The organism is Streptomyces sp. NPDC088252 (assembly GCF_044740965.1).
Taxonomy (GTDB): Bacteria; Actinomycetota; Actinomycetes; order Streptomycetales; family Streptomycetaceae; genus Streptomyces.
Genome location: NZ_JBIURS010000027.1, coordinates 15,670 through 40,410, shown reverse-complemented (window position 1 = coordinate 40,410; position 24,741 = coordinate 15,670). Strand labels below are relative to the sequence as shown.

Sequence of the window (24,741 nt, the reverse complement as noted above, 5' to 3'; positions counted from 1 at the left end):
CCGGCCTGGGCCCGCACCCACGGCACGACGTCGTCTTCGTGCGCGTCGCGCTCGCCGCGACGGACGCTGCCGCCGTCCCCACCCGCAACAAGGCCTTCGCCCAGGTCGCCGCGGCCGGACACCTCACCGACGGCACACCCGCAACGGCGGTGCACGAGTCCTTGGAAATGTGGGAGCACGACCTGACCGTGCGCAAGATCCGGTTCAGCGCCTTCGCCGGCGACACCGATCTGCGCGCCGAGCGGCACGCCCGGGACGTGGACACCCAGGTCCTCGCGGGACTGTCCACCAGCGGCGTGGTACTTACGACCCTCCGGCAGGCAGCCGACGATGACCACCGCTTGTTCGTACTGGCCGACGCCATCGCCGACCCCGACCCCGAGGTGCACCGGGTGCTCATGGAGAAGGTCTTCCCGCGCCAGGCCGAGATCGTCGCCACCGCAGACCCCGTCGCACTGGGCATGGCCCGCGAGCCAGAGACGCGGAACCAAGGGCCGCCCCGTAACCCCTGGCGGGCGCCCGACGACAGCTACGGCACCTCGCCGCGTTGTCGGAACGTCTGCAAACATCCAGTATGCGGACGTCCCTCCGCCTTGCGATGCACCGCATCCGACGCCGCGCCCTGCTCCACCAGGGATTACGGGACACCCCTCAGAGGTCGGTATCCGCCAGGCGATTCATGATCTCCGCAGCCTTGTCGAGTGCCTTGCGCTCGTTGGCCCGAAGCGTGGACCCGATCACCTTGGACAGCCACGCCTCACGCGCCGCCGGGATCCGCTCGCACAGCACCCGCCCGGCGGGCGTCACGCTCACCAGAGACTTGCGCCCGTCGTTCGGATCCTTGGAGGTGATGATCAGCCCGCCGTCGCGCAGCGTGGCCAGAGTCTCCCCCATCGACTGCCGCCGCACGTGCTCGGCCTGCGCGAGCTCGGTCGCGGTCACCGGCCCGTCCTGCACGATGCGGTGCAGGGTGGTCAGATGCGACCAGTTCCACGGCAGGTCGTCGAGCGGGGTCTCGCTGCGCAGCCGGGCCCGCAGCCGTGTCATGGCCCGCATCAACTCGACGGCGGTGTCCTCGGGCGGAACCGGATGGCTACTCACCGGGCCAGCATATTGCAAGGCGTAAACGCCCTGATCAGGACCGCGATTCCGGCGCGCGAACGGGGAGGCGACTCCTCGGCCGACGCGGTGGCAGGTCCAGTGGGTGTCGGCCGGCTGTTGCACGAAAAAGGTTCAGCATGCACAGCAAGATGCTCCGTGGGCTCGGCGGCGGTGGCTGGTTCGCCGACGAGGACCCGGGCACCGAGATCCACCCGGACCGGGTTCATCCGATGGTTTTCCGTTGTTCCTGGGCCGCGCGCGTGATGGCGCGTCGGATGGGTTCGTAGCCTGTGCACCGGCAGATGTTGGAGCCGACGACGCCCGCGATGGCCTCAGGGTGGTCAGCGAGGTCGGGATCGGTGTCGAGCGCTCCTGCGGCCACCATGAGGAAGCCGGGTGTGCAGAAGCCGCACTGGAGCGCGTGCTCGGCCGAGAAGGCACGTTGCAGCGGGTGGGGTTCGCCGTCGGGTCCCGCGAGGCCCTCCACCGTACGAACGGAGCTGCCGTCGCACTGCACGGCCAGCACCAGGCACGCCCGGGCCGGCTCGCCGTCCATGAGCACCGTGCAGGCCCCGCAGATGCCGTGCTCGCACCCCAGATGCGTACCGGTCAGGCGCAGGTCGTCACGCAGGACGTCGGCGAGCAGGCGCCGGGGCTCCACGTCGAGGCGGTGTGCGGTTCCATTCACAGTGAGCGTGATCTTCATCGGTGGTCCCCCTCGCGTGCGGCGAGACGTGCGCGCAGATCGAGCGCCGCCTCTCGGAGTGTTCTGCCGACCAGGACGGCGATGGCCTGCCGCTTGTACTCCACGTCGGCGTACGGTTCGGCGAGCGGTGCGGCGTCCTCCTGGGCGGCGACGCGGCCGGCGCGGGCGAACGGATGGTCGTCGGGCAGCCGCCGCCCCGCGGGGAGCGGGCCGATTTCGGAATCGAGCAGGGTGCGTTCGGCGGCACGGGCCCGTACCGGGCGGTCGGCGGAATTGACCAGTCCGATCCGGGCGTCGCCGATCACTCCGTCGTGCACCGTGAGCGCGGCCGCGACGGCGACCTGGGCGAAGCAGAAGTGGGTACGGCGGTGCTCGATGAAGCCGACCCCGGTGTGCTCACCGAGCAGCGGGAGCCGTACGGCGGTGATCAGTTCCTGCGGTCGGCGTGCGGTGCGGTACGGCCCCAGGAAGTAGTCGCCGGCCGGGATCGCGCGGGCGTCGTCGGGGCCGGTCACCTCCACGACGGCGTCCAGGGCGACGCCGATGGCGCACCATTCCGAGGCGGGATGGGCCCAGCCGAAGCTGCCGGCCATGGTCCCGCGAGAACGGATCGGCGGGTGGGCGATGTTGACGACGGCCCGTGACAGCAGGGTGCCGAGCGGGCCCGGTACGGCACCGGCCGGCTCGAAGGCCGCGTGGCGGACGAGGGCGCCGACGCGCAGTTCGTCGCCCTCGACGCTCATGCGGTCCAGTTCCGGGATGCGGTTGATGTCGACGACGAGTTCGGGGCGGATGCGCTGCAGGTGCATCTCCAGGATCAGGCTCTGTCCTCCGGCGAGCACCTGGGCCTTGCGCCTGCTGCCGCCGAGTGCCTCGACGGCCTCGGCGACCGTGCGGGGGACCACGTAGTCGAAGGATGCGGGTTTCACCGGACGCCTTCCTCATGTTTCGGGGCCTGCGCCGCCCGCCAGACACTGTCCGGGGTGAGCGGCATCTGCAGCAGGCCGGGATCGGCGATCCGCAGGGCATCGGCCACGGCGTTGACAATGGCGGCCGGGGTGCCGATGCAGCCCGACTCCCCCGCTCCCTTGGCGCCCAGCGGGGTGCCGGGGCCGGGTGTGCGGGTGTCCTTGATGTCGATGGGCGGGACCTCCGTGAACGTCGGGAGCAGGTAGTCCAGGAATCCGTTCGCCAGCTGCGGCACGCCGGCGTCGTCGAACGTCATGCCTTCGTAGAGGGCCTGGCCGATACCCTGTACGGCCGATCCGAACGCCTGCCCGCGCACCACCGTGGGGTTGAGGACCACGCCGCAGTCGTCGACTGCCACGAGCCGCAGGACGTTCACCGTGCCCAGCTCCGGATCCACCTCGGTCACCGCAGCGTGTGCGCCGAAGGGGAACGCCATGGCGGCCTCGTAGCGCTCCTCCACCCGCAACGGGCCGGTCGACTTGACCAGATCGCCGAGGCCGGTGGCCGCCGAACCGTCGTGGGCGGCGTGTACGGCGCCGTCCGCCCACTCGATCTCGTCGACCGGCAGGTCCCACAGGTTCGCCGCCCGGGTGCGCGCCTCCTCGATCAGGCGGGTCGCGGCGTGCTGGAGCATGGCGCCGTCGACCTGGGCCGACCGGCTGGCGAACGAGCCCAGTCCTTCGGGCTGTTCGTCGGTGTCGCCCTCGACGAGGCGGACCTGCGCCTCCGGGATGCCGAGGACCTTGGCCACCAGGGCGGGGAAGACGGTCTCGTGCCCCTGGCCGCTCGGGGCCGCGCCGCAGCGGGCGGTGACGGTGCCGTCCTCGTGGACTTCCAGGCTGCCGAACTCGTGCAGGCCACCGGGTTCGCCGCCCGAACGCTCCACGTAGCACGAGACACCGATGCCCAGCGGCAGCGCGTCCGGATCCTCGCGGCGACGGGCCCGCTCCGCGCTCCATTCCTCGTGGCCGAGCGTCTGCAGCGCCAGGTCCAGGGCGGCGGCGTAGTCCCCGCTGTCGTAGCGGCGTCCGGTCGGCGTCTCGTACGGGAAGGCATCGGGCGGAATGAAGTTGCGCCGCCGCAGCTCGATCGGGTCGATCCCGAGCCGCCGGGCGAGCAGGTCCATCGCCCGCTCGATCGCGATCGCCGCCTCGGGACGCCCGGCGCCACGGTACGGGTAGGTCACCATGGTGTTGGTGAGCACCGACCGCAGGGTCGCATGGACGCGTGGGGTCGTGTACGCGCCAGTCGCCATCCACGCCGTCTGCATCGGCAGTCCCACGCCCAAGTGCGGATAGGCGCCGACATCGGCGTCGATCGTCAGCTCGTAGGCGAGGAGCCGTCCTTCCGCGTCGGCGGCCAGGCGCACGGTCTGGTCCTGTCCCCGGCCCCGGGTGGCGACGAGCGTCGACTCCAGGCGGTCCTCGATCCAGCGGACCGGCCGGCCGAGCTTCACCGCCAGGTGGACGACAACCACGAACTCGGGGAACGCGGCGCTCTTCGACCCGAAGGCGCCTCCGGTGTCCGGCACGACGACCCGGATCCGGTCGGCGGACCAGCCGAGTACTGCTGCCAGTTCACGCCGCAGCCGGTGCGGCATCTGGTGTCCCGACCACACCGTCAGCCGGTCTCCGTCCGGTACGGCGAGGATCGTCCGGCATTCCATGGGGCTGGGCATCAGCAGTTGCTGACGGTACGTGGCCTCGACCACGGCGGCGTCCTGCCAGACGGTCGGATCGACGGGCTCTCCCGCCTCGCCGCGCAGGGCGATGTTGCTCAGTCCGTCGAACAGCTGGACGGAGTCGTCGAGCGCCGCGGCGGGTGTCACCACGGCGGGCAGCGGATCGATCGTGACGGTGACCTCGGCGGCCCCGTCCTCGGCCCGGTACCGGTCCTCCCCGAGGACGACCGCCAGCGCCTCGCCCGGATATCGCACCCGGTCCGTCACGAGGGCCGGCCACTCCCGGCCCGCGACGGCGTCCTCCGTGGAGAGCCTGGCCAGCAGGGTGTACGGAACCGGCGGGAGCTCCGGCAGATCCGCGGCCGACCAGGCTCCCACGACCCCGGGCACATCCCGGGCCGCCGTGCAGTCCACGGCACGCACTACGCCGTGGGCCACCTTGCTTCTCACGAATGCCGCGTCCAGACATCCGGGAACGTGGATATCGGCAACATACCGGCCTTTCCCGGAAAGCAGCCGCTCGTCCTCACGCCTTGTCCATTGCTCCACAGCAACACCCCGTTCGTGTCTTTGCGGGAACTGACTCCATTCCGAGGCCATTTCGATGGAACGGCACGCCGGTGGAATTCAGCTGCTCGGATACTAAGGGCTGCCCCGTGATCCCTGGTGGATCAGCGCGCGGGCGTCGGATGCGGTGCCTCGCAAGGCGGAGGGACGTCCACATGCCGGATGTGTTCGGGTGTTCCGACAACGCGGCAAGGTGCCACAGCTGTCGTCGTGCGCCCGCCAGCGGTTACGGGACATCCCTTGACCGCGAGGGAAGCGGCAGAGCGAGCGATGGGCGGGCCCTGTGCACTCCGGGGACAGAAGCGGTGCGCGGTCAGCCCAATTCCGTGTCCAGCCACGGCAGGACATCGGACCGCACGGGGTCGGTGATATCGGCGAACTCCTCGTGTCGTTCCGAGAACTTGGCCACGCACGGACACACGGGCACGATCCGCTTCCCGGAGTTGCGTAGGTCGGTGAGCACTTCCTGGACCAGCCGGGAGGCCACGCCCTGTCCGGCGAAGGCGTCGTCGATCTCGGTCGTAATGGAAGACGCGCTGTTCCCCGCGGTCACGGTAGGCGGTCAGCCTGGATCGTGGCGTGTCCGCCTCTCCCGGATCCGGCGCGCCGAGGGGCACCCCCGCGTGCGCTCACGGACAACGCGGCCGTCGGTCCGGCCCCTGGCGTCGACCGCGCACGTTTCGGCACGACATCGCAGGAGGCACGCCATGACCACCAGCTCCCAGCCCACGAGCAGCCAGCCGTGGTTGCACCAGAAGGGCTCGGTCATCCAGGAGTTCGGGACCGTCAAGCAGTTCCCCGTCGTTTTGTCCCTGCCGAGCTGCTGGGCGGCGCCGAAGCCACCGCCACCTCGGTCCCGGACCTGGCGCTCGGCACCCTGGGCACCGCCGCGACATCCGTGTACAACTCCGGGACGCCGTTCCACCGGGCCGAACTGCGGCGGATCGGCGCCCTCCTCGACGACGCCGGCAATCCTGCCGCGCTCGCCTGGTCCCAGGCGGTCGTCGACCCGCACCGGCAACGGGCCCGGCTCCTGGGCCTCTTGAACGACGCGCTGGCCGCCATGTCACAGGACTCCCTGGCGGACCTCACGGCGCTCGGCGGCACCACCTGGATCCTGGACGGGACCGAGCAGGCCATACGCATTCTCGGACGGACCACGGACGTCATACGGCGGGCCGGCAGCGCGGGCACGAACGCGACCGTCACACAGGCGCTCGCCCTCGCCCTGTTCGAGAGCGGTTCGTGGACGGCGGCCCAGGACGCCGCGGACGAGGCGTTCTGGACGGCGACCGAGGCGGGAGCCGACAACGTGACCCTGGGCTCCTGCCTCCTCCAGGCCACCCTGCGCGCGCTGCGGGGCGACCACGCGACCGCGCGGACGCAGGCCCTGGAAGCCGTGCGAGGCGTCGACCTGCGCAGATCCCTGAGCCTCCAGGTCCGGCACCGGCACGCGCTGGGCATGGCCGCGTTCGTCGCCGGGGACCACGCCGACGCCTACGAACAGTTGCGCGCCGCCTTCACCCGCGACTTCCGCCCGGCGCCCGTCCACTACCACGCCTCCGTCTACTATCTGGGCGACCTGGCCGCCGCGGCGGTCCGTGCCGGGCAGCGGGAGGACGCGCGCACGGTGGTCGAGGCCGTCGAGCACGGCCTGGAACCCGACAGATCGCCCCGGCTGGCTGCCGTCCTCCATCGAGCCGCGGCCCTGCTGAGCGAAACCGAGGACGCCGAGCGGCACTTTCGCGCCGCCCTGGCCGACCCCGCCACCGACTGCTGGCTCTTCGAAAGGGCACTCACGCACCTCGACTTCGGCGAGTGGCTGCGCCGACGGCGGCGCAGCGCCGAGGCACGACCGCACCTCGGCGCGGCACTGGAGTGATTCCAGCGGCTCGACGCCCGGCCCCGGACCGACCGCACCGCCGCGGAGCTGCGGGCGGCGGGAGCCCCGACGGCACCACCGACGACCACGCGCGCCCCGAGCGAACTCACCGCGCAGGAACGGCGGATAGCCGAACTGGCGGCGCAGGGCCTCACCAACCGCGACATAGCGGCCCGGCTGTACCTGTCACCCCGCACTGTCGGCTACCACCTGCACAAGATCTTCCCCAAGCTGGGAATCCGCGCAAGGGCACAACTCCGCGACGCCCTTGAGCAGAATCCGCCGCAGTGACCGGATGCCGGGCGGACGTGGATCACCGTGACAACGCGACGAGGGCCTGGTCATGGCCCATACCGTGGCCGTCCCTGCGGCCTGCTGACCGTACGACGGGCACGTACGCTGCTGGACGCGTCACCCCGCGAAGGGTGGGGCTCAGCGATCCGAGCGTTCCACCATCAGTCCTGCCACGGGCGGCAGGTGGGCGACAAGGTCATCGACCTCCTCAACGAGTACCCGGCCGACAAGTTCCACGGCGTCTTCGCCGCGGACCTTCCCGGTCGGTCATCGACATCATGCAGGCTGCCCAGAGGCCGGACAGTGCGGCTCACCTCACCGATGTCACTCGGGCCGCCGCCTGGAATGACCTTCCCTCCTGGGAACTCGTCGCCGGTGCGGACAAGGCCATTCCTCCGGTGCTGCAGCGCTGCGAGTACCAACGCGCCTGTACTCGCGGACGGTTGAGATTTCCGGGGCTGCGCACTCCGTCATGGTCAGCCACCCCGACGCGACCGCAAAACCCCTCAAGGCTGCCGATCGCGCACACGCCGAACGTATTCGATCAATGGCAACCGCCCATCCGCTTACGGACAGGCCGTCCCTCGTCGACTTGATGTCTTGACCCCGCACTTCATGAGCGAAGGGCTCCAGTCGGCCGGACCGGACAGACGAACGCGGCGACCAGCCGTGATCCCATTTCTGTCAAGGTCTGTGACGATCTGTGACGAGGAGATCTCCTGCCGTTGGGGCGCCGTGGTCACTGTGCGCGTCACAGTTCATCGACAGCGCCAACCGAACATGCGGGTTCCCCCTCTTTGCGAGCGGGCTGACAGCCCCCGTCCGACGCCTGCACCAGCCGAGGAGACATCCGCCATGCCCAAGACTCCCGCTCCCGCGAACCTGCGTCCTCGTGGCCGGGCCACGGGACTCGCCGTGGCCGGTACGGCCCTCGTCCTCGCCGCCCCGATCCCGGCGACGGCCGTGGCCGGCCGGGCCGGCGCCTCCTCGGTCGACCCGGTCTCGGTCATGAGGTACACCGCAAAGGAACGTCGGGAAGCACTCGCCTACTGGACGCCCGCCCGAGTCAAGGCCGTCGGGAAGTCCGTGGACCTCGGTCCGACGGGACCGAAGGCCAAGCCGTGGCGCGGCACCACCCTGAAGACCGTGGGGCGGCTCTTCTTCGTCAACTCAAGGGGCGCCGACACCTGGTGCACGGCCACTGCCGTGCAGAGCGTCAACCGCTCCGCCGTGATGACCGCGGCCCATTGCGTGCGCCTGGGCTCCTCTCCCTACAACACCAACAGCACGATGGTGTTCGTCCCCGGCTACAGCAAGGCCAAGAGGCCGCACGGCGCCTTCGCGGTCCGCTCCGCCGCGACCCCGCGCAGCTGGGAAACGGACTCCACCAACGACATGGCCACGCTCGTTGTCGACACCGACAAGAGCGGCCGCAAGCTCACCGACGTCGTGGGCGGCCAGCCCATCGCCTTCAACCACCCCGTTGGCGGCATCATCTCCGCCTTCGGCTACTCCGCCACCCGCCCGCAACTCGGCGAGGAACTCTTGCACTGCGTCGGCAAGGCGAAGAAGAAGCACGGCGTGCGGGCCATCCCCTGCGACATGACCGGCGGCTCCAGCGGCGGCCCATGGCTTGCCGACTTCAACGCCGCCACCGGCAAGGGCGTCCTGGTCTCGGTGAACAGCGCACTGGACTCCCTGACACCGACCGAGATGCAAGGAGAGGTGCTGGGGACCACGGCCAGGAAGGTGTACGACCGGGCCCAGCGCGGCTGAGGTTGGAGACCGAGCAGTCGAGCTCGTTGCACTGACGTCCAACGTCGACCGCATCGCCGTCTTCGACGCCTTCCGTTCCGTCGAACTGATCGCTCCACGTCCCCTGTTGATGATCGTCGGGCGTGAGGCCGTGACCTCCTGGATGAGCGTGGAGGCGTACCAGCAGGCGCACGGACCGAAGGAACTGCTCCGAATCGACGGCGCTGTGCACAACGACCTCTACGACAAGGACGACTACGTCGTGCCCGCCGTCGCGGAGCCGGCCGACTTCTTCGCCACGTATTCGGTGCCCGGTCCCGAGCACCGCACGCTCTCGGGGTCGGTCTGAAGTGCGCAAACCGCTGCGACCGGGCAGCGCCTCGAGCCGCGCCACCATCCGCCGCCACGACGCTCACCGCTGCGGCTGGGGGCGCGGCTGCCGGCCCGGAGCGTCGGACGCCCGGCGCCACCGAACGGGCAGGACTCTGACCTGCGTGTGAGAATTGGGTACCGGAGCGGGCCCGGCACCCGACGTTCCCTGCCGCTGATCCCATCGACACGCTGGGAGGCTCTCTGTGAGCGAACGTCTCAATACGTGGCCGACGCTGGTCCATGAGGACCTGGCGCCGATGGTCGACTACGTGAACCGGGTGGTACAGGTCGCGGGCAAGTACACCCTCGACGAGCCCTTCGAAGTCGGCTGGGGAAACATCGTCCTCAATGTCACCCCCCGGGGACTCAGTACGCCGACCCTTCGGCAGCGGGGCGTGACCTTCGCGGTGCATCACAGCCTGCTCGACGGTGACGTGGTCATCGAGGCCGACAACGGTTCGCGAACGGTGCCGTTGTCCAAGGGGTCGGTCGCCATGTTCTATGCGTCCTTCTGCGATGCGGCGGACGAGCTCGGCATACACCGACCGCGCACCTCGTTGATCTGCGAGATTCCTGATGCCCCGCCGCGCTTCGAGGACGATCACGTCGAACGCATCTGGGATGGCCACGCGGCCCGGCTGATCTGGACGGCGTTGAACCTCGCCGCTGACGGGCTCGAGGCGTGGCAGGCCCCCTTCCTGGGACACCGCCCCCGGGTCGGTGTGATGTGGGGCGGCTTCGACCTGTCCGCCACCCGCTTCCGGGCGCAGCCCACCGTGCCGCCGTCCCACCAGCCGCCGTTCATGCAGAACGCCCAGCTCGACGCGTACGTGTCGGTGGGATTCTCCTTCGGGGACGCCAAGGCCCCGAACGTCGGCATGTACGCGTACATCTGGCCCCAGCCGGACGGTCTTGAGGGCCGGTCCTGGGGTGTTGAGGGCGCCGCCTGGCATCCCGACGCCGGTCTGGTTCGTCTGCCGTGGGCCGAGCTCAGGCAGACAGCGGACCCGCACCAGGCCATTGTGGCGTTCGGTGACGCAGTCTACGAAGCCGCCGTCGAGACGGCAGGCTGGCCGTCCGACCTCGTCGGACCCCGCGTCGAGGGTTGGTACATGAGCAGGACACCGCCCGCGCTCTTCCAGCACCAGCACGGCTGACTCACGTCGAGATTCCCGACTCGGAACTGGGCTGGGAACGAAGCCGGCTGTCGCATCAGGTCAGCCGCATGGAGACGCGCGGCATGGTTGCCCGCGAGCCGCGCGAGGACGACGCCCGCGGCTCGATGGTGCGCATGACCGCCCAGGGCCGGGCCGCGATCGAGGCCGCCGCGCCGCAGCACGTCGAGACCGTCCGCCGCTACTTCTTCGACCCGCTCTCCCACGACGAGGTCGAAACGCTGGGCGTACTCTTCGACCGGCCCCTCGCCTCACTCCCACGCGACACGGGCTGACCGTTCCTCCGTCCGTTCCCTCACGTAGCTGATCATGGGCGCAGTGCCCGCACGCGCCGCGCGGCGCCGCACTGGATGGCGCCGTCAAGCAGACCCTGCGTGACCCCGGCGCACAGGCGACCGTCACCGACGCGAGTCGGTCGACGCCGCTGCGAGTGTCGGCTGTGGCAGACCTGCGTGAGGAGTCGGGATGAAGATCATCGTTGTGGGGCGAGGACGCGTCGGAGGCGGCCTGGCCGGTCTGTGGGAGAAGGCTGGCCACTGGGTGACCGGTCTTGGCCGCGACGGCGGTGACGCGGCCGGTGCCGACGTCCTGGTGGTCGCGGTGCCGGGCATCGGCGGTCGCCGATGCGCTGGCGCGGGTGTCGGGGCTGGCCGGACAGGTGACCATCGACGCCTGCAACCTCTACGGACCGCGGGACGACTCCTTCCCCTCGCTGCCCCACCAGATGAAATCGATCGTCGGCGGACCGACCGCGAAGTCGTTCTCGACGACTTCGCCGCGATCTCTGACCAGATCCAGGCGCAGCGCGTTCGCCCGCGCGGCGGACGGCGACTGGGGCAGGCGTCCGAGATCGGTGGCGCCATGGCGTACCTCGGATCGGATCTGACGAGCTACGGGACCGGAACCGCCCTCGTCGTCGACGACGGCCCGACCCCGGTGATCTGACACCTGTTCAAGACCTGTGCGAGCCGAACCGACCGACCGCACCTTCCACGAAGGAATCCCATGAACGAGAACAGTCCGAGCGAGGCCGCCAAGGCGATCGTCCGTCGCAACACCGAGGAGGTACAGGGTGGCGGGGACTTCGCCCTCTTCGACGAACTGTTCGCCGACGACTTCCTCGACCACACACCGCAACCGGGACGTACGGCCGACAAGGCGGGCGCACGCCGGCTGTACCAGGTGCTCCGCGAAGCCTTCCCCGACTTCCACGCCGTCATCCACTGGCAGTCCGCCGACGGCGACCTCGTCACCACGTACAAGACGTATCACGGCACCCACAAGGGCGAGTTCTTCGGCATCGCGCCCACCGGCAAGCAGATCAGCTTCGAAACCGTGGACGCCATGAGGGTACGCGACGGGAAGATCACCGAGCACTGGGGCGTCGCGAACCTGTTCTCGCTGATGCAGCAGCTCGGCGCGCTGCCTGCTGCCGTATAGGTGCTCGGCCTCCCCGTACGAGAATCCGGCCCGGCAGACCCCCACGGTGGCCGCCGATCGGCGGCGCGGTTCAATCGGCGGGGTTTTGGTGACGGCCGACGGTCCGGGCGGGGCGGCCCTCTTCGACGGCTTCACGTTCACCTACGCCGTCCTCGTGGCCGTGCATATCCGTCCGCTGCCCGTGCCTGGTCCGGTGGCGGCCGGTCAGTGACAGAGGAAGCTTCTTCACCGAGACCGCCGACCGTCCTCCAGACCTTCCTGGACCAGAACAAGATCCCCGACCCACGTCCTGGCGAACCCTCGGTAGCTGAGCCCGACCATCCAAGAACCCCGACAGAGTCACGTCAGAAATACGGAAGCCTCACCCCGCCGTTCTGGCCGGAAGGGTGGGTCCTCGGTGTCAGGACTCGACGATCCGCGTCTCGACTGCCGGATGGCATTCGTGGAGGGGGCAGTGGGATGTACTGCCATGCCTCAGCAGTCCTCCCCTCCCCCGTCGAGTGGGACCGTCGAACACCTGGATCGCCCGCCTCTGTTCGGCGTCCGTCAGCTCGGCGAACGACTGCGTCATTGCGTTCAGGCTTTCACCCCTGCCCCGACCCGAGTCACCGCTCACCCGCAAGATCAAGATCGCGATTGCCCTGATCCTGAGCAACGTCCGTTGCCGCGCTGCGGCGCCAGGGGTGCGCGATCGGGGCAGCCACGGCCCGCCACCAGGGATCGAGGGGAAGCGTTCCTGCGGGCTCGAAGGGCTCGCCCGGCCGGGGAAACGCGGCCGGCTGCCCGGCTTCCTCGGCGGCATCCTTCGTCCACTCGCCGGGCTCTGCCCACGGGTGCGGAGCGAGGTTGAAGGTGGCCCAGTGGATCGGGAGCATCGCACCGAGCGGCTCGCCGCCCTGGAGATCCAGATGGGCCCGCATGCCTTCGGCAGGCGTCATATGGATGTCCGGCCAGTACTCGGAGTACGCGCCGATCTGGATCATCGTGGCGTCGAACGGGCCGTGTTCGGCGCCGATGTCCTTGAAGCCGGGGAAGTACCCGGTGTCACCGCTGTGGTAGATCCGGTGCTCGGGCCCCGCGACGACCCAGGACGCCCAGAGCGTGTGCTGCTGGTTGCGCAGGCCGCGGCCGCAGAAGTGCCGGGCCGGGGTGGCGGTGAGACTGATCCCGGCGATCTCGGTGGTCTCGTTCCAGTCCAGCTCACGCATCCGGTCGGCGGGTACGCCCCACCGCTCCAGATGTGCGCCGACGCCCAGCGGGACGGCGAACACCGTGTCCGTGCCCGCGAGGGTCCGGATCGTCGGCAGATCCAGGTGGTCGTAGTGGTCGTGGGAGATCACCACGGCGTCCAACGGGCCGAGCGCGGCGATGGGCAGGGGGACGGGGTGCAGCCGTTTGGGCCCGGCGAAGGCGAAGGGCGAGCAGCGCTCGCCCCACACCGGGTCGAAGAGCACCCGTCGGCCGTCGATCTCGGCGAGCACGCTGGAATGGCCCATCCAGGTGAGCCGCAGCCCGGTGGCGGGCGGCTCGGCGAGGTCGGCGTACGTGGTGGCGTGGACGGGCACCGTGCCGACCGGCGCCCGGCGCACCCGCTCCTCCTTGCGGAAGTAGACCTTCGCGAACTCCAGAGTCGATCCGGACGGCCTGGTCCGCGCCCCCACCGGGTTCTGGAAGACACCGTCGGCGAAGTTGGGTGAGCGGCGGATGCGCTCCATACGGGCATCCGCCGGATCGGCGCCGAATGCGGCGGGGCGCAGCGAACGCAGTCGGGTGCGGAGCGGGAGCAAGGGGTCGGCGCCGGTCACATCATCTCCTGAGGGAGTCGGTGTCGTCTCATTATGGGTGGGGGGTATGACGGTGCGAGTGCGAAGCGGCCGGCGGACGGACGGCCGGACCGGACGCCGTCAGCCACGCGGCTGCCCGTACGCGCGCTCGATGTGCAGCCGCAGCACCACACGCCGGTCCCGGACCATCGCCGCGCGGTAGTCGTCCCAGTCGGGGTGTTCGCCCTGGACGTCGCGGTAGAGCGTGATCAGTCCCTCCACCGTGGCATCGTGCGGGTCGGCCGCGACCGGGGACAGTTCGGCCGCGCCGTCCACGACCGTCCAGGCCCAGCGGTCCGCACTGGTGACGTGGTAGCTCGCCCGCGGGTCGCGGCGGAGGTTCTTCGTCTTCGCCCGGTCCTCGGTGATCGAGACACGGACGACGCGCTCCTCGGGACAGTAGAAGTGTTTGACATTGGACAGCTGGGGTCTGCCGTCGCGCCTGAGCGTCACGAGCACGCCGCCGCTCTCCTCGCCGAGCAGCCCGAGCAGCGCGTCCTGCTGTGCGTCGATTCCCGTCATGCCGAATCCAACGTCCGTACTTGCCAGAGGATTCCGCATCCGGCCGCACTCCATGTCACATCCGGGGCTGCCCCGTCCGTCCCATCCGTGAACACAGCCGCCGATGCCGTCCCTCGGGGCCGCCGGACGGCATCGGAGCCGTACTGAAGGAGACCGGTCATGACGAACGCCCGCATCTCGCTCGACCCGCCCCGCACCCTCCTGTTCCGCGCCGTGTCGTGGTACTCGAACCGTACGTACGGCAAGGTCATCGATCCCGTACGGGTCAGTGCCCATCACACCGGGGTGCTGTGGGCCGGAAGCCGGTTCGAATTGGCGGTGGGCCGCTGGAAGAAGCTGGACCCGCAGCTCAAGGCGCTGGCCGTCATGACGTCCGCGGCCACCGTCGGATGCAGCTGGTGCATGGACTTCGGCCATTGGGAGAACCACCGCCACGGCATGGATCCGCGCAAGCTGCGTGACGTGCCGGTGTGGCGCGAGAGCGAGGCGTACACCTCGCTGGAGCGCGACGTCATGGCCTACGCGGAAGCGATGAGCCTCACTCCGCCCGAGGTCGGGGACGAGCTGGTGGAGCGGCTGCGGACCGCGCTCGGTGAGGCGGCGCTCGTCGAGCTCACGACCATGGTCGCGCTGGAGAACATGCGCTCGCGCACCAACTCCGCCCTCGGACTGACCAGCCAGGGCTTCAAGGACCGGTGCGAGGCGGAACCCCCCACGAGCCGACCGACGCGGCCCGGCCACTGAACGACGATTCAGCACAAGCTGCATTGACACGAGCGCTCCCGCCTCCCAATACTGACCGATGGTTCAGTAAATCGATTGGTCGGCACCGACCTGTCAGTGGAGGGAGGCCGGGTGGCCGGGCAGCCGAGAAGCGCGTCGCCGACCGGTGGCGAGGCCGTGGTCCGCGCCCTGGTGGCCCACGGGGTCACCACGGCGTTCGGGATTCCGGGAACGCACAACCTGGAGATCTACCGGCATCTGACGCAGTACGGGATCGCTCATGTCACGCCCCGGCACGAACAGGGCGCGGGATACGCGGCGGACGCGTACGCACGGGTCACCCAGCGGCCCGGCGTGGCGATCACCACCACCGGACCGGCGCTTCTCAACATCACGGCCGCGGTGGGACAGGCGTATTCGGACAGCGTGCCGCTGCTGGTCGTGTCCCCCGGGATGCCGTTGCGCCACCCGCGTCAGCCGACCGGTCTGCTGCACGAGATGCGAAGCCAGTCCGAGGCACTGCGTGCGGTCGCGGCGTTCAGCCACCGGGTGTCGACGATCGAGGAGATCGGCTCCGCGGTGGCGCGGGCGTTCACCCTGTTCCGTTCGGGACGCCCGCGTCCGGTCCATGTCGAGGTGCCGCTGGATCTGCTGGAGACGGCGGGGCCCGTGGGACCGGTGCGGCTCACGCCACCGCTGTCCGCCCCGGTCCCGGCCGGATCCGCGCTCCGGGACGCGGCCGAGGTCCTGCGTGCGGCCCGGCGGCCCGCACTGGTCCTGGGCGGAGGGGCGCGGTCCGCGTCCGCCGGGTGCCTGGCGCTCGCCGAGGCGCTGGCCGCCCCGGTCGTCACCACCGCCAACGGCAAGGGGATCGTCGACGAGACGCACCCGCTCTCGCTCGGGGTGTCACTGCACAGCCCCTCCGTACAGAAGTGGCTGGCGGGCTGCGACGCCGTCCTCGCGGTCGGCACCGAGCTGGCCGAGTCCGACCTGTGGTCCGCGCCGCCGTCACTGGGCGGCACGCTGATCCGGGTCGACATCGACCCCGCCCAGATGTACGCGGGACTGCCCGCCGGTCTGGCGCTGGTCGGCGCGGCGCACCCCACGCTGGAGGCGCTGCGCGACGAGCTGACGCAGCCGGGTACCGGCAGCCCGGAGATGCGGGAGAGTTCCGCCGCGGTACGTGAGCTGCGTGCCGCGCGGGATGCCGAAACCGCGCAGCGCGACGTCCGCTGGGTACCGTATCTGCGAGCCGCGCGGGCCGTGTCGGCCGCCGACACCATCTGGACCTCGGACAGTGCACAGTGCTGCTACTACGGCGCGCTGCCCCATCTGCCGGTCGGCCCGCGCGGGCGCTATCTGCACCCGACCGGCTTCGGCACGCTCGGCTACGCGCTGCCCGCGGCGATCGGCGCGAAGACGGCGTACCCCGGCCGGCAGGTCGTGGCACTCAGCGGGGACGGCGGGCTGCAGTTCTCCGTCCAGGAGCTCGCCACGGCCGCCCAGCTGCGGCTGCCGCTGCCGGTGGTGGTGTTCGACAACGGGGGCTACGGGGAGATCCGCGACGAGATGGCGGCGCGCGGCGACACCCCCATGGGCGTCGATCTGCCGTCGGTCGACCTGCCCGCGCTGGCGCGGGCGTACGGCGGCCACGGCGCCCGTGCCGACACCCCCGAGGCGCTCGCCCGCACCCTGTCCCGGGCCCTGAGGACCCCTGGGCCCACCGTGATCGCTGTGACCGAGGAGACCCCCCGATGACGACACCTCCGGTGTCCCGCGCCACCACCCCGCCCGCCCCGCTGATCTCGCTCACGTGGACCGATCACGTCACCGGCCGTCAGGGCCATCTGGTCGTCGACCGGCTGGTGCGCGGGGTCTCCAGCGGCGGGCTGCGGATGCGGGCGGGCTGCACGCTCGACGAGGTGGTCGGGCTGGCCCGCGGCATGACGATGAAGGAGGCCCTCCACTTCGATGTCGACGACATGGGGGCCCGTTACATACCGCTCGGCGGCGCGAAGGGCGGCATCGACTGCGATCCCCGTGACCCCGAGGCGTACGGCGTTCTGGTGCGCTATCTGCGGGCGGTGCGCCCGTACATCGAGAACGTGTGGACGACCGGCGAGGACCTGGGGCTCACCCAGGACACCGTGGACCGGGCGGCGGCCGAGGCCGGGCTCGTCTCCTCGGTCCAGGCCGTCTACCCACTGCTCGACGACGAGACGGCGGCCCGCCGACGGCTCGCCGACGCGTTCGCCGTCGAGGTGGACGGCATCGGGCTCGACGAACTGGTCGGCGGCTGCGGGGTCGCCGAGTCGGCGCTCGCGGCGCTGGACCGGGCGGGCGTCGCGTACAGGGAGGCGAGGGTCTCCGTACAGGGGTTCGGCACCATGGGCGGGGCGACGGCCCGGTTCCTGTCACGGGCCGGGCTGGCCGTGGTCGCCGTGGCCGACATCAAGGGCACGATCGCCAATCCGGCCGGCCTCGATGTCGAGGCGCTGCTGGCCGCCCGGGACGGGTACGGGACGGTGGACCGCGGCGCGCTCCGGGACGACGACCGGGAGCTGCCCGCGGACGCCTGGCTCGCGCAGGATGCCGAGCTACTGGTCCCGGCGGCGGTCTCGTACGCGATCGACGCCACCAACCAGTCCCGGATCCGGGCCCGTTGGGTCGTCGAGGCGGCGAACATGCCGGTGCTCACCGAGGCGGAGACGATGCTGGCGGCGCGCGGGATCACGGTACTGCCCGATGTGGTCGTCAACTCCGGTACGAACGCCTGGTGGTGGTGGACCCTGTTCGGTGACATCGGCGCCGACGCCGACGAGGCGTTCGGGCACACCCGCCGCTCGATGCGGGCCCTGATCGAACGGATACTGGACCGCGCGGAGGCCGACGGCAGCACCCCGCGGGCCGCCGCCCATGCCATCGTCGCCGACCGGCTGCCGGTCATGGCGGAACGATTCGGCTGGTACCGCTGAACCCGATCGGCCTGTGGCCGGATCCTTTCCGGCCACAGGCCGACGTGTTCGGTGCATGGAAGCGCGCCTGGCGGGCGGGTACGACTGCCCGTGCCGGCATCCCGGGCCGCCGGCGCGGGCACTCCGGGCGTCCGGTCTGCCGGGCGCATCTTCCGTGCGGCTCCGCCCCCGGACTGCCTCCCGGGCGCGCATTCGTTAGGGTGACGCCGTGGCAAGAGTGCGGTTGAGCGTGGCGGAGCGGCGCGAGGAACTCCTGCGCGCTGCCGTCGAACAGATCGAGGTGCGGGGGGTCGCGGCGGTACGGATCGCCGATGTGGCCGCTGTGCTCGGCGTGAGCAACGCACTGGTGCTGTACCACTTCTCGACCAAGGAAAAGCTGGTCGCGGCCGCCTTCGCGCATGCCGCCGAGGCCGATCTCGCCCATCTGCGCAAGCTGCTGAGCCGCCGTACCAGCGCGGTGCGACGCCTGCGCACCGCTGTCCGCTGGTACGCGCCGACGGGCCAGGCCAAGGGCTGGCGGCTGTGGATCGAGGGCTGGGCCGCCTCGCTGCGCGATCCGGCGCTGCGCAATGTGGCCGGTGATCTCGACCAGCAGTGGAAGGCGGAGCTGGCCGAGGTCATCGAAGAGGGCGCCGCGGCCGGCGAGTTCCAGTGCGACGACCCGATGTCCGTGGCCTGGCGACTGACCGCTCTGCTGGACGGCCTGGCCGTGCAGATGATCTCGTACGCGGGTCCGCTCTCCCGGGCCACGATGCTGGCCTGGACCGACGAGGCCCTCGCTCGTGAACTCGGCATCGACCGGGCGGCGCTGACGACCTGAGACGCTTCCCCGTCTCGGTGGTTCATCCGGGCGTGTCGGCTGTCCGGCGGTCCTGGTGGTGGATGCCCAACCGTTCGGCGTCGTGTTCGGGGCGAATGGCAACGAACGCGAAGACCCCGGCGGCGACCATGACCGCGGCTGCCATGAGGAAGGCAATGAGGTAGCCGACCGACTCCGAGCCCGCGGTGTCGATGATGCGGCCCGTGAGGAAGGGGGCTACGAGGCCGGGCCGTGTGCCGGTGGCCGCGACGACACCGAAGAGCGCGCCTCGTTGACGGGTGGGCACGACTTCCGCGCTCGCCGACCAGGGGCTGCTCGACCGCGACGCCCTGGTGTCCCGTTACGTCCCCGAACTCGCCGGAACGGCATTCGGGGACGCCCGGGTCGACGACCTGCTGCACATGAGCACCTTGATGAGCTACGCCGGTCGGCCGTACGACAAGGCGACAGAAGCCCAGCGGTACTTCGCCATTCTCGCCCCGCAGTTGCGCCCCTACGGCTACAGCGGCCCCACCAGCATCCGCGAGCATCTCGCCACAGCTCGGGCCACCGGCAGACCGGGGACGGAATTCCGCTACGAGAACGGCAACGTCGAGGCCCTCGCGGAGACCCTCCGCCGGGTCACCGGCATCAGCACGTCGGCGCTGCTCAGCGAGGTGATCTGGTCCCGCATCGGGGCGGAGGAGGACGCCTACTGCATCCTCGACTCCGAGGGAGCCGACGCCGCGTGCGGCGGCTTCAGCGCCACCGCACGTGATGTGGCCCGGCTCGGCGAGATGATCCGCTGCGGCGGCGCCATCGGTGACCGGCAGATCGTGCCCGAGGGCATCGCCAGGCCGATCGCCACCGGCACCCCGGACGGCTACCCCCGGCGTGTCCGCTTCCCGGCGGCGCCCCCGAGCTCGCCCGCGACGCTCTCCTATCACGACTTCTGGTGGATCCTGAACGACCCCTACCAGTCCTTCATGGCCAGTGGCATCCACGGACAGCTCCTGTTCATCTCTCCCGAACTGGACCTGGTCATCGTGCACTTCGCGTCCCAGGTCATGTCACCGTCCGTCCCCCCGGCGCCGCTGGTCCAGGCCTTCATCCGGATCGGCACCCACCTCGGCGCCGGCGTTTGAAAGGCACGCCGTACGCTCGGACCTCCGGCGGTCAGGTCTGGCGCAGGGGTGCGTATGCATCCCCCTGGAGCCCGAACGTCCAGGCCACCCCCTCCTTCGCGGTCCTCGTGGCGGGCGGTACCCGCAGCCAGTAGGTGCGGCTGGTGCCGTCCGGCTCCGGGGTGGAGTTGACCACTTCGACCATCACCACGTCCTCGTCGCCGTCCAGCGCGATCCGCCACAGGACGCCCGTCTCGTCCCGGTGGACCGGCTCGGCGCCCGACTCGCTGAGATAGCGGTCGTAACCGTAGAACTCCAGCATCACGCGGCGCAGTTCCGCGTTCTCCTCCTCACGTATCCGTTCGGGGGTCAGGGAGTTCAGTTCCGCGAGGAATTCGGCGGGCACGGGCATGCCGCGCCATGCGTGGAGCGCGAAGCCGTCGCGGTAGGCGAGCGCCGGGCCGTCCCCGCGGTCGAGCCGGCCCGCCTCGTCCCGGTGGAGTGCTTCCGGGCGCTCACTGATCACCACGACGCGCTCGTAGGGCCACCACCAGCCCGCATGTCTGGCCACCTCGGCCAGGCCGTTCAGCCGCTCGCCCCGGCCGTCGAACGCGGCGAGCCAGGCCGCGTCGTGCTGGCCCAGGACCGCGTCCAGCAGCACCAGCCGGACAGCGGACTCGTCCTCGGGACGCTCCGCGAGGTCGGCGACGACACCGGCCCTGATCCGGTCGGCGAGCGCGACCGTGGTCTCCCACAGCTGTGCCCCCGTGGCCGACCACAGGGCGGACCAGCCGGCCGGGCCCAGCTCGTCGTACATCCGGCGCCGCTCCTGCGCCCAGGGCCGGGTCCGTACCTCGTCACGCACCGACTTTCCGGCGTCGACGAGCTTCCCGACGGCCTCCACGGCGGCCCTCGGCGAATCCACCCAGACGAACCGCTCCGGCTCCGCCAGTCCCGCGCTGCGGTAGGCGAGCCGCAGCCCGTCCTCGGCGGCGGCCCGGTCCGCACCGCCGGTCGCCGCTGCCACGGCCCGCCATGAGTCCACGTACTGCATCGGTCTTCCCCGTCCCCTGAATCCTGAGTTCGTATGCGGTATTCGGTGTGCTGTCTTCTGTACTGCGCGCTTCACTGATCGGATGCGCCCCGTCGCCGAGGCGTGATCGGGTGAGCGCCCGTCACCGAGGTGCTTCCCCGATTCGCCGCCACCGGCCGGGCGGCGGCGTCAGTCCGCGACGATGCGGACCGCTCCCGGCACGTACTCCCGCTGGCGCACCACCCGGTACCAGCCCTTCGACAGCGGTATCGCCGCGTGCTCCTCGTGCACCACCCGGCCGCCTTCGGGAAGATGGAGCAGCATCGGCCCGAACGCCCCCGCCTCGCGCATCAGCCGGCCCGGCCCCTGCACCGCGTGGGCATGGCCGGTGACCTCGCCCAGGGCGAGGATCATGCGCCCCCGGCCGTCCCTCGGTTCACCCGGCGCGTCCACAAGATGCGCGGGCACCGCCGACTCCTCCAACGACACGATCAGTACATCGCCCTGCCGGTACACAGACGTCTCCCCTCGATGGCGGCACCCGCTGTGCCGACCACGGGGAAAACGCTACGGGGAGGGTCTGACAACCGGCCGGTGGCCGGCCCCGGCGGGCGTCGGTGGACACGTCCCGGACGGTCCCCGGTCGCCGGGTTGTCAGTGCCGCTTGATAAACCTTGCGGACATCAGCCGTCCCCCAGTACCAGGAGCTCAGGGCCATGTCCGGTGTGGACCATCTGCACGAGTTGCTCGGCCTTCCCGCGGTCGACTTCCAGCACGCGACGAAGGAGGCGCCGATACAGGCCGCCGACGCGGCTGCCTGGCGCATCTCGGTCGATCCGTACGACGACGAGTCCGAGACGACGTGGGAGGAGGCCTTCCAGGCGTTTCTGCAGACGGTCGATCCCTCCGGTGTGCGGGCACTGATCATCGGTCAGTGGGGCGAGTCGTGCGACGAGACCTCTTCCTATCCGATCGATCTGGTCATCGCCGCGGCCGACCGGCTGACCTCGTTGGAGGCTGTCTTCGTCGGCGATCTGACCATGGAGGAGTCCGAGATCTCCTGGATCGAGCAGTCGGATGTCACAGCACTCCTGAGGGCCTTCCCCGGCCTGCGCGAACTGGGTGTGCGCGGCGGCACCGACCTGGTCTTCTCCCCCTCCGAGCACAAGCGGCTGCGTTCACTGACCATCGAGACCGGCGGTCTGCCGGTCGGGGTGATCCGAGGCATCCTGGACAGCGAGCTGCCCGCGCTGGAGCGGCTCGATCTCTGGCTCGGTGTCTCCGAGTACGGGGGCGACGCCGATGTTGCGGACCTGGCCCCGCTGCTCTCCGGCTCCCGCTTCCCCGGTCTGACCCACCTCGGCCTGCGCAACAGCGAGCTGCAGAACGAGATCGCGACGGCCGTCGCGAGTGCCCCGGTCGTCGCCCAGTTGCGTGTCCTCGACCTGTCGCACGGCACGCTGGGCGACGAGGGCGCTGCAGCGCTGCTGGACGGCCAGCCGCTCACCCATCTCGAACGGCTCGATCTGCACCACCACTTCATGACCGAGCCGATGCAGGACCGGATCACCCAGGCCCTGGAATCCCACGGTGTGCGGGTCGATGTGTCGGAGCGCAACAAGCCGTGGGGCGACCGCGGTGCCGAAGGCCGCTACACCTCTGTCGCGGAGTGATCCACGATGACCGACATCGAACACCCTGAGACGTTTCACGGCCTGCCCGTCCTGACCCTGCCGGGGCCGGACCGGTCGCTCGCCGGCCCACTCCCGGCCGCCGACTCGGTCGCATGGCGGCTGGAGAGCGACTGGGACGGCGATCCGACGTTCGCCACGCTCTGGCAGCACTTCCTGGACACGGTCGACACCTCGCGTGTCCGGGCCCTGGTGATCGGTCCCTGGTGGCACGGCGACTACGAGTCCATCGCTCCGGTCATCGCACTGCTGACCGGTCACGCGGACCGCTTCCCGGCCCTGCGGGCACTCTTCCTCGCCGATGTCGTCGGCGAGGAGTGCGAGCTGTCGTGGCTCGTCATGTCCGACATCACGCCGGTCGTCGAGGCATTCGGCCGGCTGGAGGAACTGACGGTACGGGGCTGCGGCGAGCGGAGCGAGGGCCGGACGACGCTCGATCTGCGCCCGGTGCGGCACAAGTCGCTCAGGAAGCTGCGGTTCGAGTCGGGCGGGCTCCCGTCCGGCATCGTGCGGGCGATCGGAGCGTCGGAGCTGCCCGCGCTGGAGCACCTCGAACTCTGGCTCGGCGTCACCGAGTACGGCGGAGACACGACGGTCGAGGACCTCGCGCCGCTGCTGTCCGGCGCGGCGTTCCCGGCCCTGCGTCATCTGGGGCTGCAGAACAGCGAGATCCAGGACGAGATCGCGGCGGCGGTCGCCTCCGCACCGGTCGTGGCCCAGCTGGAGTCGCTCTCCCTCGCGATGGGAACGCTGGGCGACGAGGGCGCCGAGGCGTTGCTCTCGGGCCAGCCGCTCACGCATCTGACCTCGCTGGACCTGCACCATCACTACATCAGCGGCCCATTGATGGACCGTCTCAGGAGTCTCCTGGGTTCCGACCGGGTGAACGGCGAGGTCGACGAGGTCGAGTACTGGGATCCGGAAGAGGACGACGACCGCTATGTCGCCATCAGCGAATAGCGCAACCGGCCCGGGGCCGCGTTTCGCCGTCGTGGGTGTACCCGGCAACCGCCGGGTCACGCTCTTCCAGGACGCCGTGCGGGCCGCCGGTCTGCCTCCCGCGCGGGTCGTGCCCTGGTTGGACGTGCTCCGCGGCGAGGCCGTCTTCCGGCCGGGTGAGACCGTCCGGATGGACTCGCCCGGTGAGGACACCGATGTGGAGCGACTGCTCCGGGCGGTCGACGATCCGACGAGGGTCGAGGGGACCGCCCTGTGGTACGCCCGGTTCACCGCGGCCGTGCGAGCGGTGGCCCGAACGGCCACCGCTTCCGGTGCCACGCTGCTCGACGGCCCCGGGGATGTCGCGGTGCTGTTCGACAAGCGGCTCTGCCATGCGCTGCTGGACGGCTCCGGTGTGCCCGTGCCCGCGTCGCCGACGTCGGGGGCGGCCGCCCCCGTACTGCGCGACTGGGCGGACGTACGCGACCGGATGGCGGCGCTGGGCATGCCCAGGGTCTTCGTGAAGCTCGCGCACGGCTCGTCCGCCTCCGGGGTCCTGGCCGTGGAGACGGCCGGGCCCGGCCGGATCAGGGCGACCACCTCGGTGGATCGCGACCCGACCGGCCGGCTCTTCAACTCCTTGCGGGTGCGCCGCTGCACGACGGAACGGGAGATCGCGGCGATCGTCGACGCGCTCGCACCGGACGGGCTGCATGTCGAACGCTGGCTGCCCAAGGCCACGCAGCGTGGCCGCGCGGCGGATCTGCGGGTCGTGGTGGTGGCCGGCCGGGCCACCCACGCCGTCGTGCGCACCAGCCGCTCCCCCATGACCAATCTTCACCTCGGCGGCGAACGCGGAAGTCTCGACGACGTCCGTGCGGCCGTCGAGACCGCGGGCGGCAGCTGGGCGGAGGCCCTGGCCGTGTGCGAACGGGCCGCGGCCTGCTTCCCGGACACGCTGTGCGTGGGCGTGGACCTGCTGCCCACGGCCGGCTGGCGGCGCTTCGCCGTCGGCGAGGTCAACGCCTTCGGTGATCTGCTGCCGCGGCTGACCGGACTTCCCGGCAGCGGCGCCGAGGGCCTGGACACCTATGCGGCGCAGGTCGCCGCCGTACTGAACAGAGCAAGGAACCACCGTGCGAACGCCACTGCCTGACACCGCGCCCGCCC

Annotated in this window: 27 protein-coding genes and 2 pseudogenes; 19 read left to right on the top strand and 10 right to left on the bottom strand. The window is 70.7% G+C overall.

Annotated elements, in window-relative coordinates:
• Window positions 1-38 precede the first annotated feature (38 nt).
• Entirely contained in the window at window positions 39-683 is a 645-nt protein-coding gene (locus ACIOHC_RS36640) for a cysteine hydrolase family protein (RefSeq protein ID WP_401845919.1), read from the top strand.
• Here the strand turns inward: ACIOHC_RS36640 and ACIOHC_RS36635 are convergent.
• The 5 genes and pseudogenes from ACIOHC_RS36635 to ACIOHC_RS36615 form a co-directional block, all read right to left on the bottom strand.
• On the bottom strand, window positions 652-1,101 hold the full coding sequence (locus tag ACIOHC_RS36635) for a MarR family transcriptional regulator (protein WP_351079835.1): 450 nt from the start codon (window positions 1,099-1,101) through the stop codon (window positions 652-654). The two genes, ACIOHC_RS36640 and ACIOHC_RS36635, sit on opposite strands and share 32 nt — an antisense overlap.
• A gap of 223 nt (window positions 1,102-1,324) precedes the next feature.
• Window positions 1,325-1,807, bottom strand: a complete 483-nt coding sequence (locus ACIOHC_RS36630) for a (2Fe-2S)-binding protein (RefSeq protein ID WP_351079837.1) — start codon at window positions 1,805-1,807, stop codon at window positions 1,325-1,327.
• Window positions 1,804-2,736, bottom strand: coding sequence for an FAD binding domain-containing protein (locus ACIOHC_RS36625; protein ID WP_401845916.1), 933 nt, complete (start codon window positions 2,734-2,736; stop codon window positions 1,804-1,806). The genes ACIOHC_RS36630 and ACIOHC_RS36625 overlap by 4 nt, the downstream gene beginning before the upstream one ends.
• The gene (locus ACIOHC_RS36620; protein WP_401845915.1) at window positions 2,733-4,907 is read right to left on the bottom strand and encodes a xanthine dehydrogenase family protein molybdopterin-binding subunit; all 2,175 of its coding nucleotides are present in this window, start codon (window positions 4,905-4,907) and stop codon (window positions 2,733-2,735) included. The genes ACIOHC_RS36625 and ACIOHC_RS36620 overlap by 4 nt, the downstream gene beginning before the upstream one ends.
• Before the next feature lie 430 nt (window positions 4,908-5,337).
• Window positions 5,338-5,641 (bottom strand): annotated as a pseudogene (locus ACIOHC_RS36615) (GNAT family N-acetyltransferase).
• Window positions 5,642-5,731: 90 nt separating this feature from the next.
• On the opposite strand from ACIOHC_RS36615, the pseudogene ACIOHC_RS36610 reads away from it, so the two are divergent.
• From ACIOHC_RS36610 to ACIOHC_RS36565, 10 genes and pseudogenes are all read left to right on the top strand, one after another.
• Window positions 5,732-5,836, top strand: a pseudogene (locus ACIOHC_RS36610) (DNA starvation/stationary phase protection protein); the annotation flags it as partial.
• A gap of 251 nt (window positions 5,837-6,087) precedes the next feature.
• On the top strand, window positions 6,088-6,906 hold the full coding sequence (locus ACIOHC_RS36605) for a hypothetical protein (protein ID WP_401845914.1): 819 nt from the start codon (window positions 6,088-6,090) through the stop codon (window positions 6,904-6,906).
• 48 nt (window positions 6,907-6,954) lie between these two features.
• On the top strand, window positions 6,955-7,197 hold the full coding sequence (locus ACIOHC_RS36600) for a helix-turn-helix transcriptional regulator (RefSeq protein ID WP_401845955.1): 243 nt from the start codon (window positions 6,955-6,957) through the stop codon (window positions 7,195-7,197).
• 858 nt (window positions 7,198-8,055) lie between these two features.
• Window positions 8,056-8,976, top strand: a complete 921-nt coding sequence (locus ACIOHC_RS36595) for a trypsin-like serine protease (RefSeq protein ID WP_351079843.1) — start codon at window positions 8,056-8,058, stop codon at window positions 8,974-8,976.
• 109 nt (window positions 8,977-9,085) lie between these two features.
• Complete coding sequence (locus tag ACIOHC_RS36590; protein WP_351079845.1) at window positions 9,086-9,304, top strand: hypothetical protein; 219 nt, start codon at window positions 9,086-9,088, stop codon at window positions 9,302-9,304.
• A gap of 226 nt (window positions 9,305-9,530) precedes the next feature.
• Entirely contained in the window at window positions 9,531-10,484 is a 954-nt protein-coding gene (locus ACIOHC_RS36585) for a DUF5996 family protein (RefSeq protein WP_401845911.1), read from the top strand.
• Between the two features lie 83 nt (window positions 10,485-10,567).
• On the top strand, window positions 10,568-10,777 hold the full coding sequence (locus ACIOHC_RS36580; RefSeq protein ID WP_401845909.1) for a hypothetical protein: 210 nt from the start codon (window positions 10,568-10,570) through the stop codon (window positions 10,775-10,777).
• Between the two features lie 190 nt (window positions 10,778-10,967).
• Window positions 10,968-11,447 carry a dinucleotide-binding protein gene (locus ACIOHC_RS36575; protein ID WP_401845907.1) on the top strand — a complete coding sequence of 160 codons (480 nt, stop codon included), beginning with the start codon at window positions 10,968-10,970 and terminating at the stop codon, window positions 11,445-11,447.
• Between the two features lie 60 nt (window positions 11,448-11,507).
• Entirely contained in the window at window positions 11,508-11,942 is a 435-nt protein-coding gene (locus ACIOHC_RS36570) for an ester cyclase (RefSeq protein WP_401845904.1), read from the top strand.
• A gap of 88 nt (window positions 11,943-12,030) precedes the next feature.
• Entirely contained in the window at window positions 12,031-12,153 is a 123-nt protein-coding gene (locus ACIOHC_RS36565) for a hypothetical protein (protein WP_365690729.1), read from the top strand.
• Between the two features lie 394 nt (window positions 12,154-12,547).
• On the opposite strand, the gene ACIOHC_RS36560 is transcribed toward ACIOHC_RS36565, so the two are convergent.
• Both ACIOHC_RS36560 and ACIOHC_RS36555 read right to left on the bottom strand, forming a co-directional pair.
• The gene (locus ACIOHC_RS36560; protein ID WP_365690731.1) at window positions 12,548-13,747 is read right to left on the bottom strand and encodes an MBL fold metallo-hydrolase; all 1,200 of its coding nucleotides are present in this window, start codon (window positions 13,745-13,747) and stop codon (window positions 12,548-12,550) included.
• A 99-nt stretch (window positions 13,748-13,846) separates the two neighbouring features.
• Window positions 13,847-14,287, bottom strand: coding sequence for a PPOX class F420-dependent oxidoreductase (locus tag ACIOHC_RS36555; RefSeq protein WP_365690732.1), 441 nt, complete (start codon window positions 14,285-14,287; stop codon window positions 13,847-13,849).
• A gap of 159 nt (window positions 14,288-14,446) precedes the next feature.
• Between ACIOHC_RS36555 and ACIOHC_RS36550 the strand changes: the two genes are divergently transcribed.
• The 4 genes from ACIOHC_RS36550 (at window position 14,447) to ACIOHC_RS36535 (ending at window position 18,805) form a co-directional block, all read left to right on the top strand.
• A complete protein-coding gene (locus tag ACIOHC_RS36550) occupies window positions 14,447-15,031 on the top strand; it encodes a carboxymuconolactone decarboxylase family protein (RefSeq protein ID WP_351079859.1) in 585 nt (194 codons plus the stop codon).
• 111 nt (window positions 15,032-15,142) lie between these two features.
• Window positions 15,143-16,768 carry a thiamine pyrophosphate-dependent enzyme gene (locus ACIOHC_RS36545; RefSeq protein ID WP_351079861.1) on the top strand — a complete coding sequence of 542 codons (1,626 nt, stop codon included), beginning with the start codon at window positions 15,143-15,145 and terminating at the stop codon, window positions 16,766-16,768.
• A complete protein-coding gene (locus tag ACIOHC_RS36540; protein WP_351079862.1) occupies window positions 16,765-17,985 on the top strand; it encodes a Glu/Leu/Phe/Val dehydrogenase dimerization domain-containing protein in 1,221 nt (406 codons plus the stop codon). Before ACIOHC_RS36545 ends, ACIOHC_RS36540 begins: the two co-directional genes overlap by 4 nt.
• Before the next feature lie 208 nt (window positions 17,986-18,193).
• On the top strand, window positions 18,194-18,805 hold the full coding sequence (locus ACIOHC_RS36535; RefSeq protein WP_351079864.1) for a TetR/AcrR family transcriptional regulator: 612 nt from the start codon (window positions 18,194-18,196) through the stop codon (window positions 18,803-18,805).
• A gap of 22 nt (window positions 18,806-18,827) precedes the next feature.
• On the opposite strand, the gene ACIOHC_RS36530 is transcribed toward ACIOHC_RS36535, so the two are convergent.
• Complete coding sequence (locus ACIOHC_RS36530) at window positions 18,828-19,091, bottom strand: hypothetical protein (RefSeq protein ID WP_351079866.1); 264 nt, start codon at window positions 19,089-19,091, stop codon at window positions 18,828-18,830.
• Here ACIOHC_RS36530 and ACIOHC_RS36525 point away from each other — a divergent pair.
• Complete coding sequence (locus ACIOHC_RS36525) at window positions 19,084-19,929, top strand: serine hydrolase domain-containing protein (protein ID WP_401845901.1); 846 nt, start codon at window positions 19,084-19,086, stop codon at window positions 19,927-19,929. The two genes, ACIOHC_RS36530 and ACIOHC_RS36525, sit on opposite strands and share 8 nt — an antisense overlap.
• A gap of 31 nt (window positions 19,930-19,960) precedes the next feature.
• On the opposite strand, the gene ACIOHC_RS36520 is transcribed toward ACIOHC_RS36525, so the two are convergent.
• Window positions 19,961-20,962, bottom strand: coding sequence for a DUF6745 domain-containing protein (locus ACIOHC_RS36520; protein ID WP_351079869.1), 1,002 nt, complete (start codon window positions 20,960-20,962; stop codon window positions 19,961-19,963).
• 168 nt (window positions 20,963-21,130) lie between these two features.
• Window positions 21,131-21,457, bottom strand: a complete 327-nt coding sequence (locus ACIOHC_RS36515; protein WP_351079871.1) for a hypothetical protein — start codon at window positions 21,455-21,457, stop codon at window positions 21,131-21,133.
• A 200-nt stretch (window positions 21,458-21,657) separates the two neighbouring features.
• On the opposite strand from ACIOHC_RS36515, the gene ACIOHC_RS36510 reads away from it, so the two are divergent.
• From ACIOHC_RS36510 to ACIOHC_RS36500, 3 genes are read left to right on the top strand one after another with little or no spacing between them, the layout of a single operon-like run.
• Window positions 21,658-22,614 (top strand): STM4015 family protein, encoded by a 957-nt coding sequence (locus tag ACIOHC_RS36510; protein ID WP_389638067.1) that lies wholly within the window; start codon window positions 21,658-21,660, stop codon window positions 22,612-22,614.
• A gap of 6 nt (window positions 22,615-22,620) precedes the next feature.
• The gene (locus tag ACIOHC_RS36505) at window positions 22,621-23,592 is read left to right on the top strand and encodes an STM4015 family protein (protein ID WP_351079874.1); all 972 of its coding nucleotides are present in this window, start codon (window positions 22,621-22,623) and stop codon (window positions 23,590-23,592) included.
• Complete coding sequence (locus ACIOHC_RS36500; protein WP_401845899.1) at window positions 23,573-24,727, top strand: STM4014 family protein; 1,155 nt, start codon at window positions 23,573-23,575, stop codon at window positions 24,725-24,727. The genes ACIOHC_RS36505 and ACIOHC_RS36500 overlap by 20 nt, the downstream gene beginning before the upstream one ends.
• Window positions 24,728-24,741 lie beyond the last annotated feature (14 nt).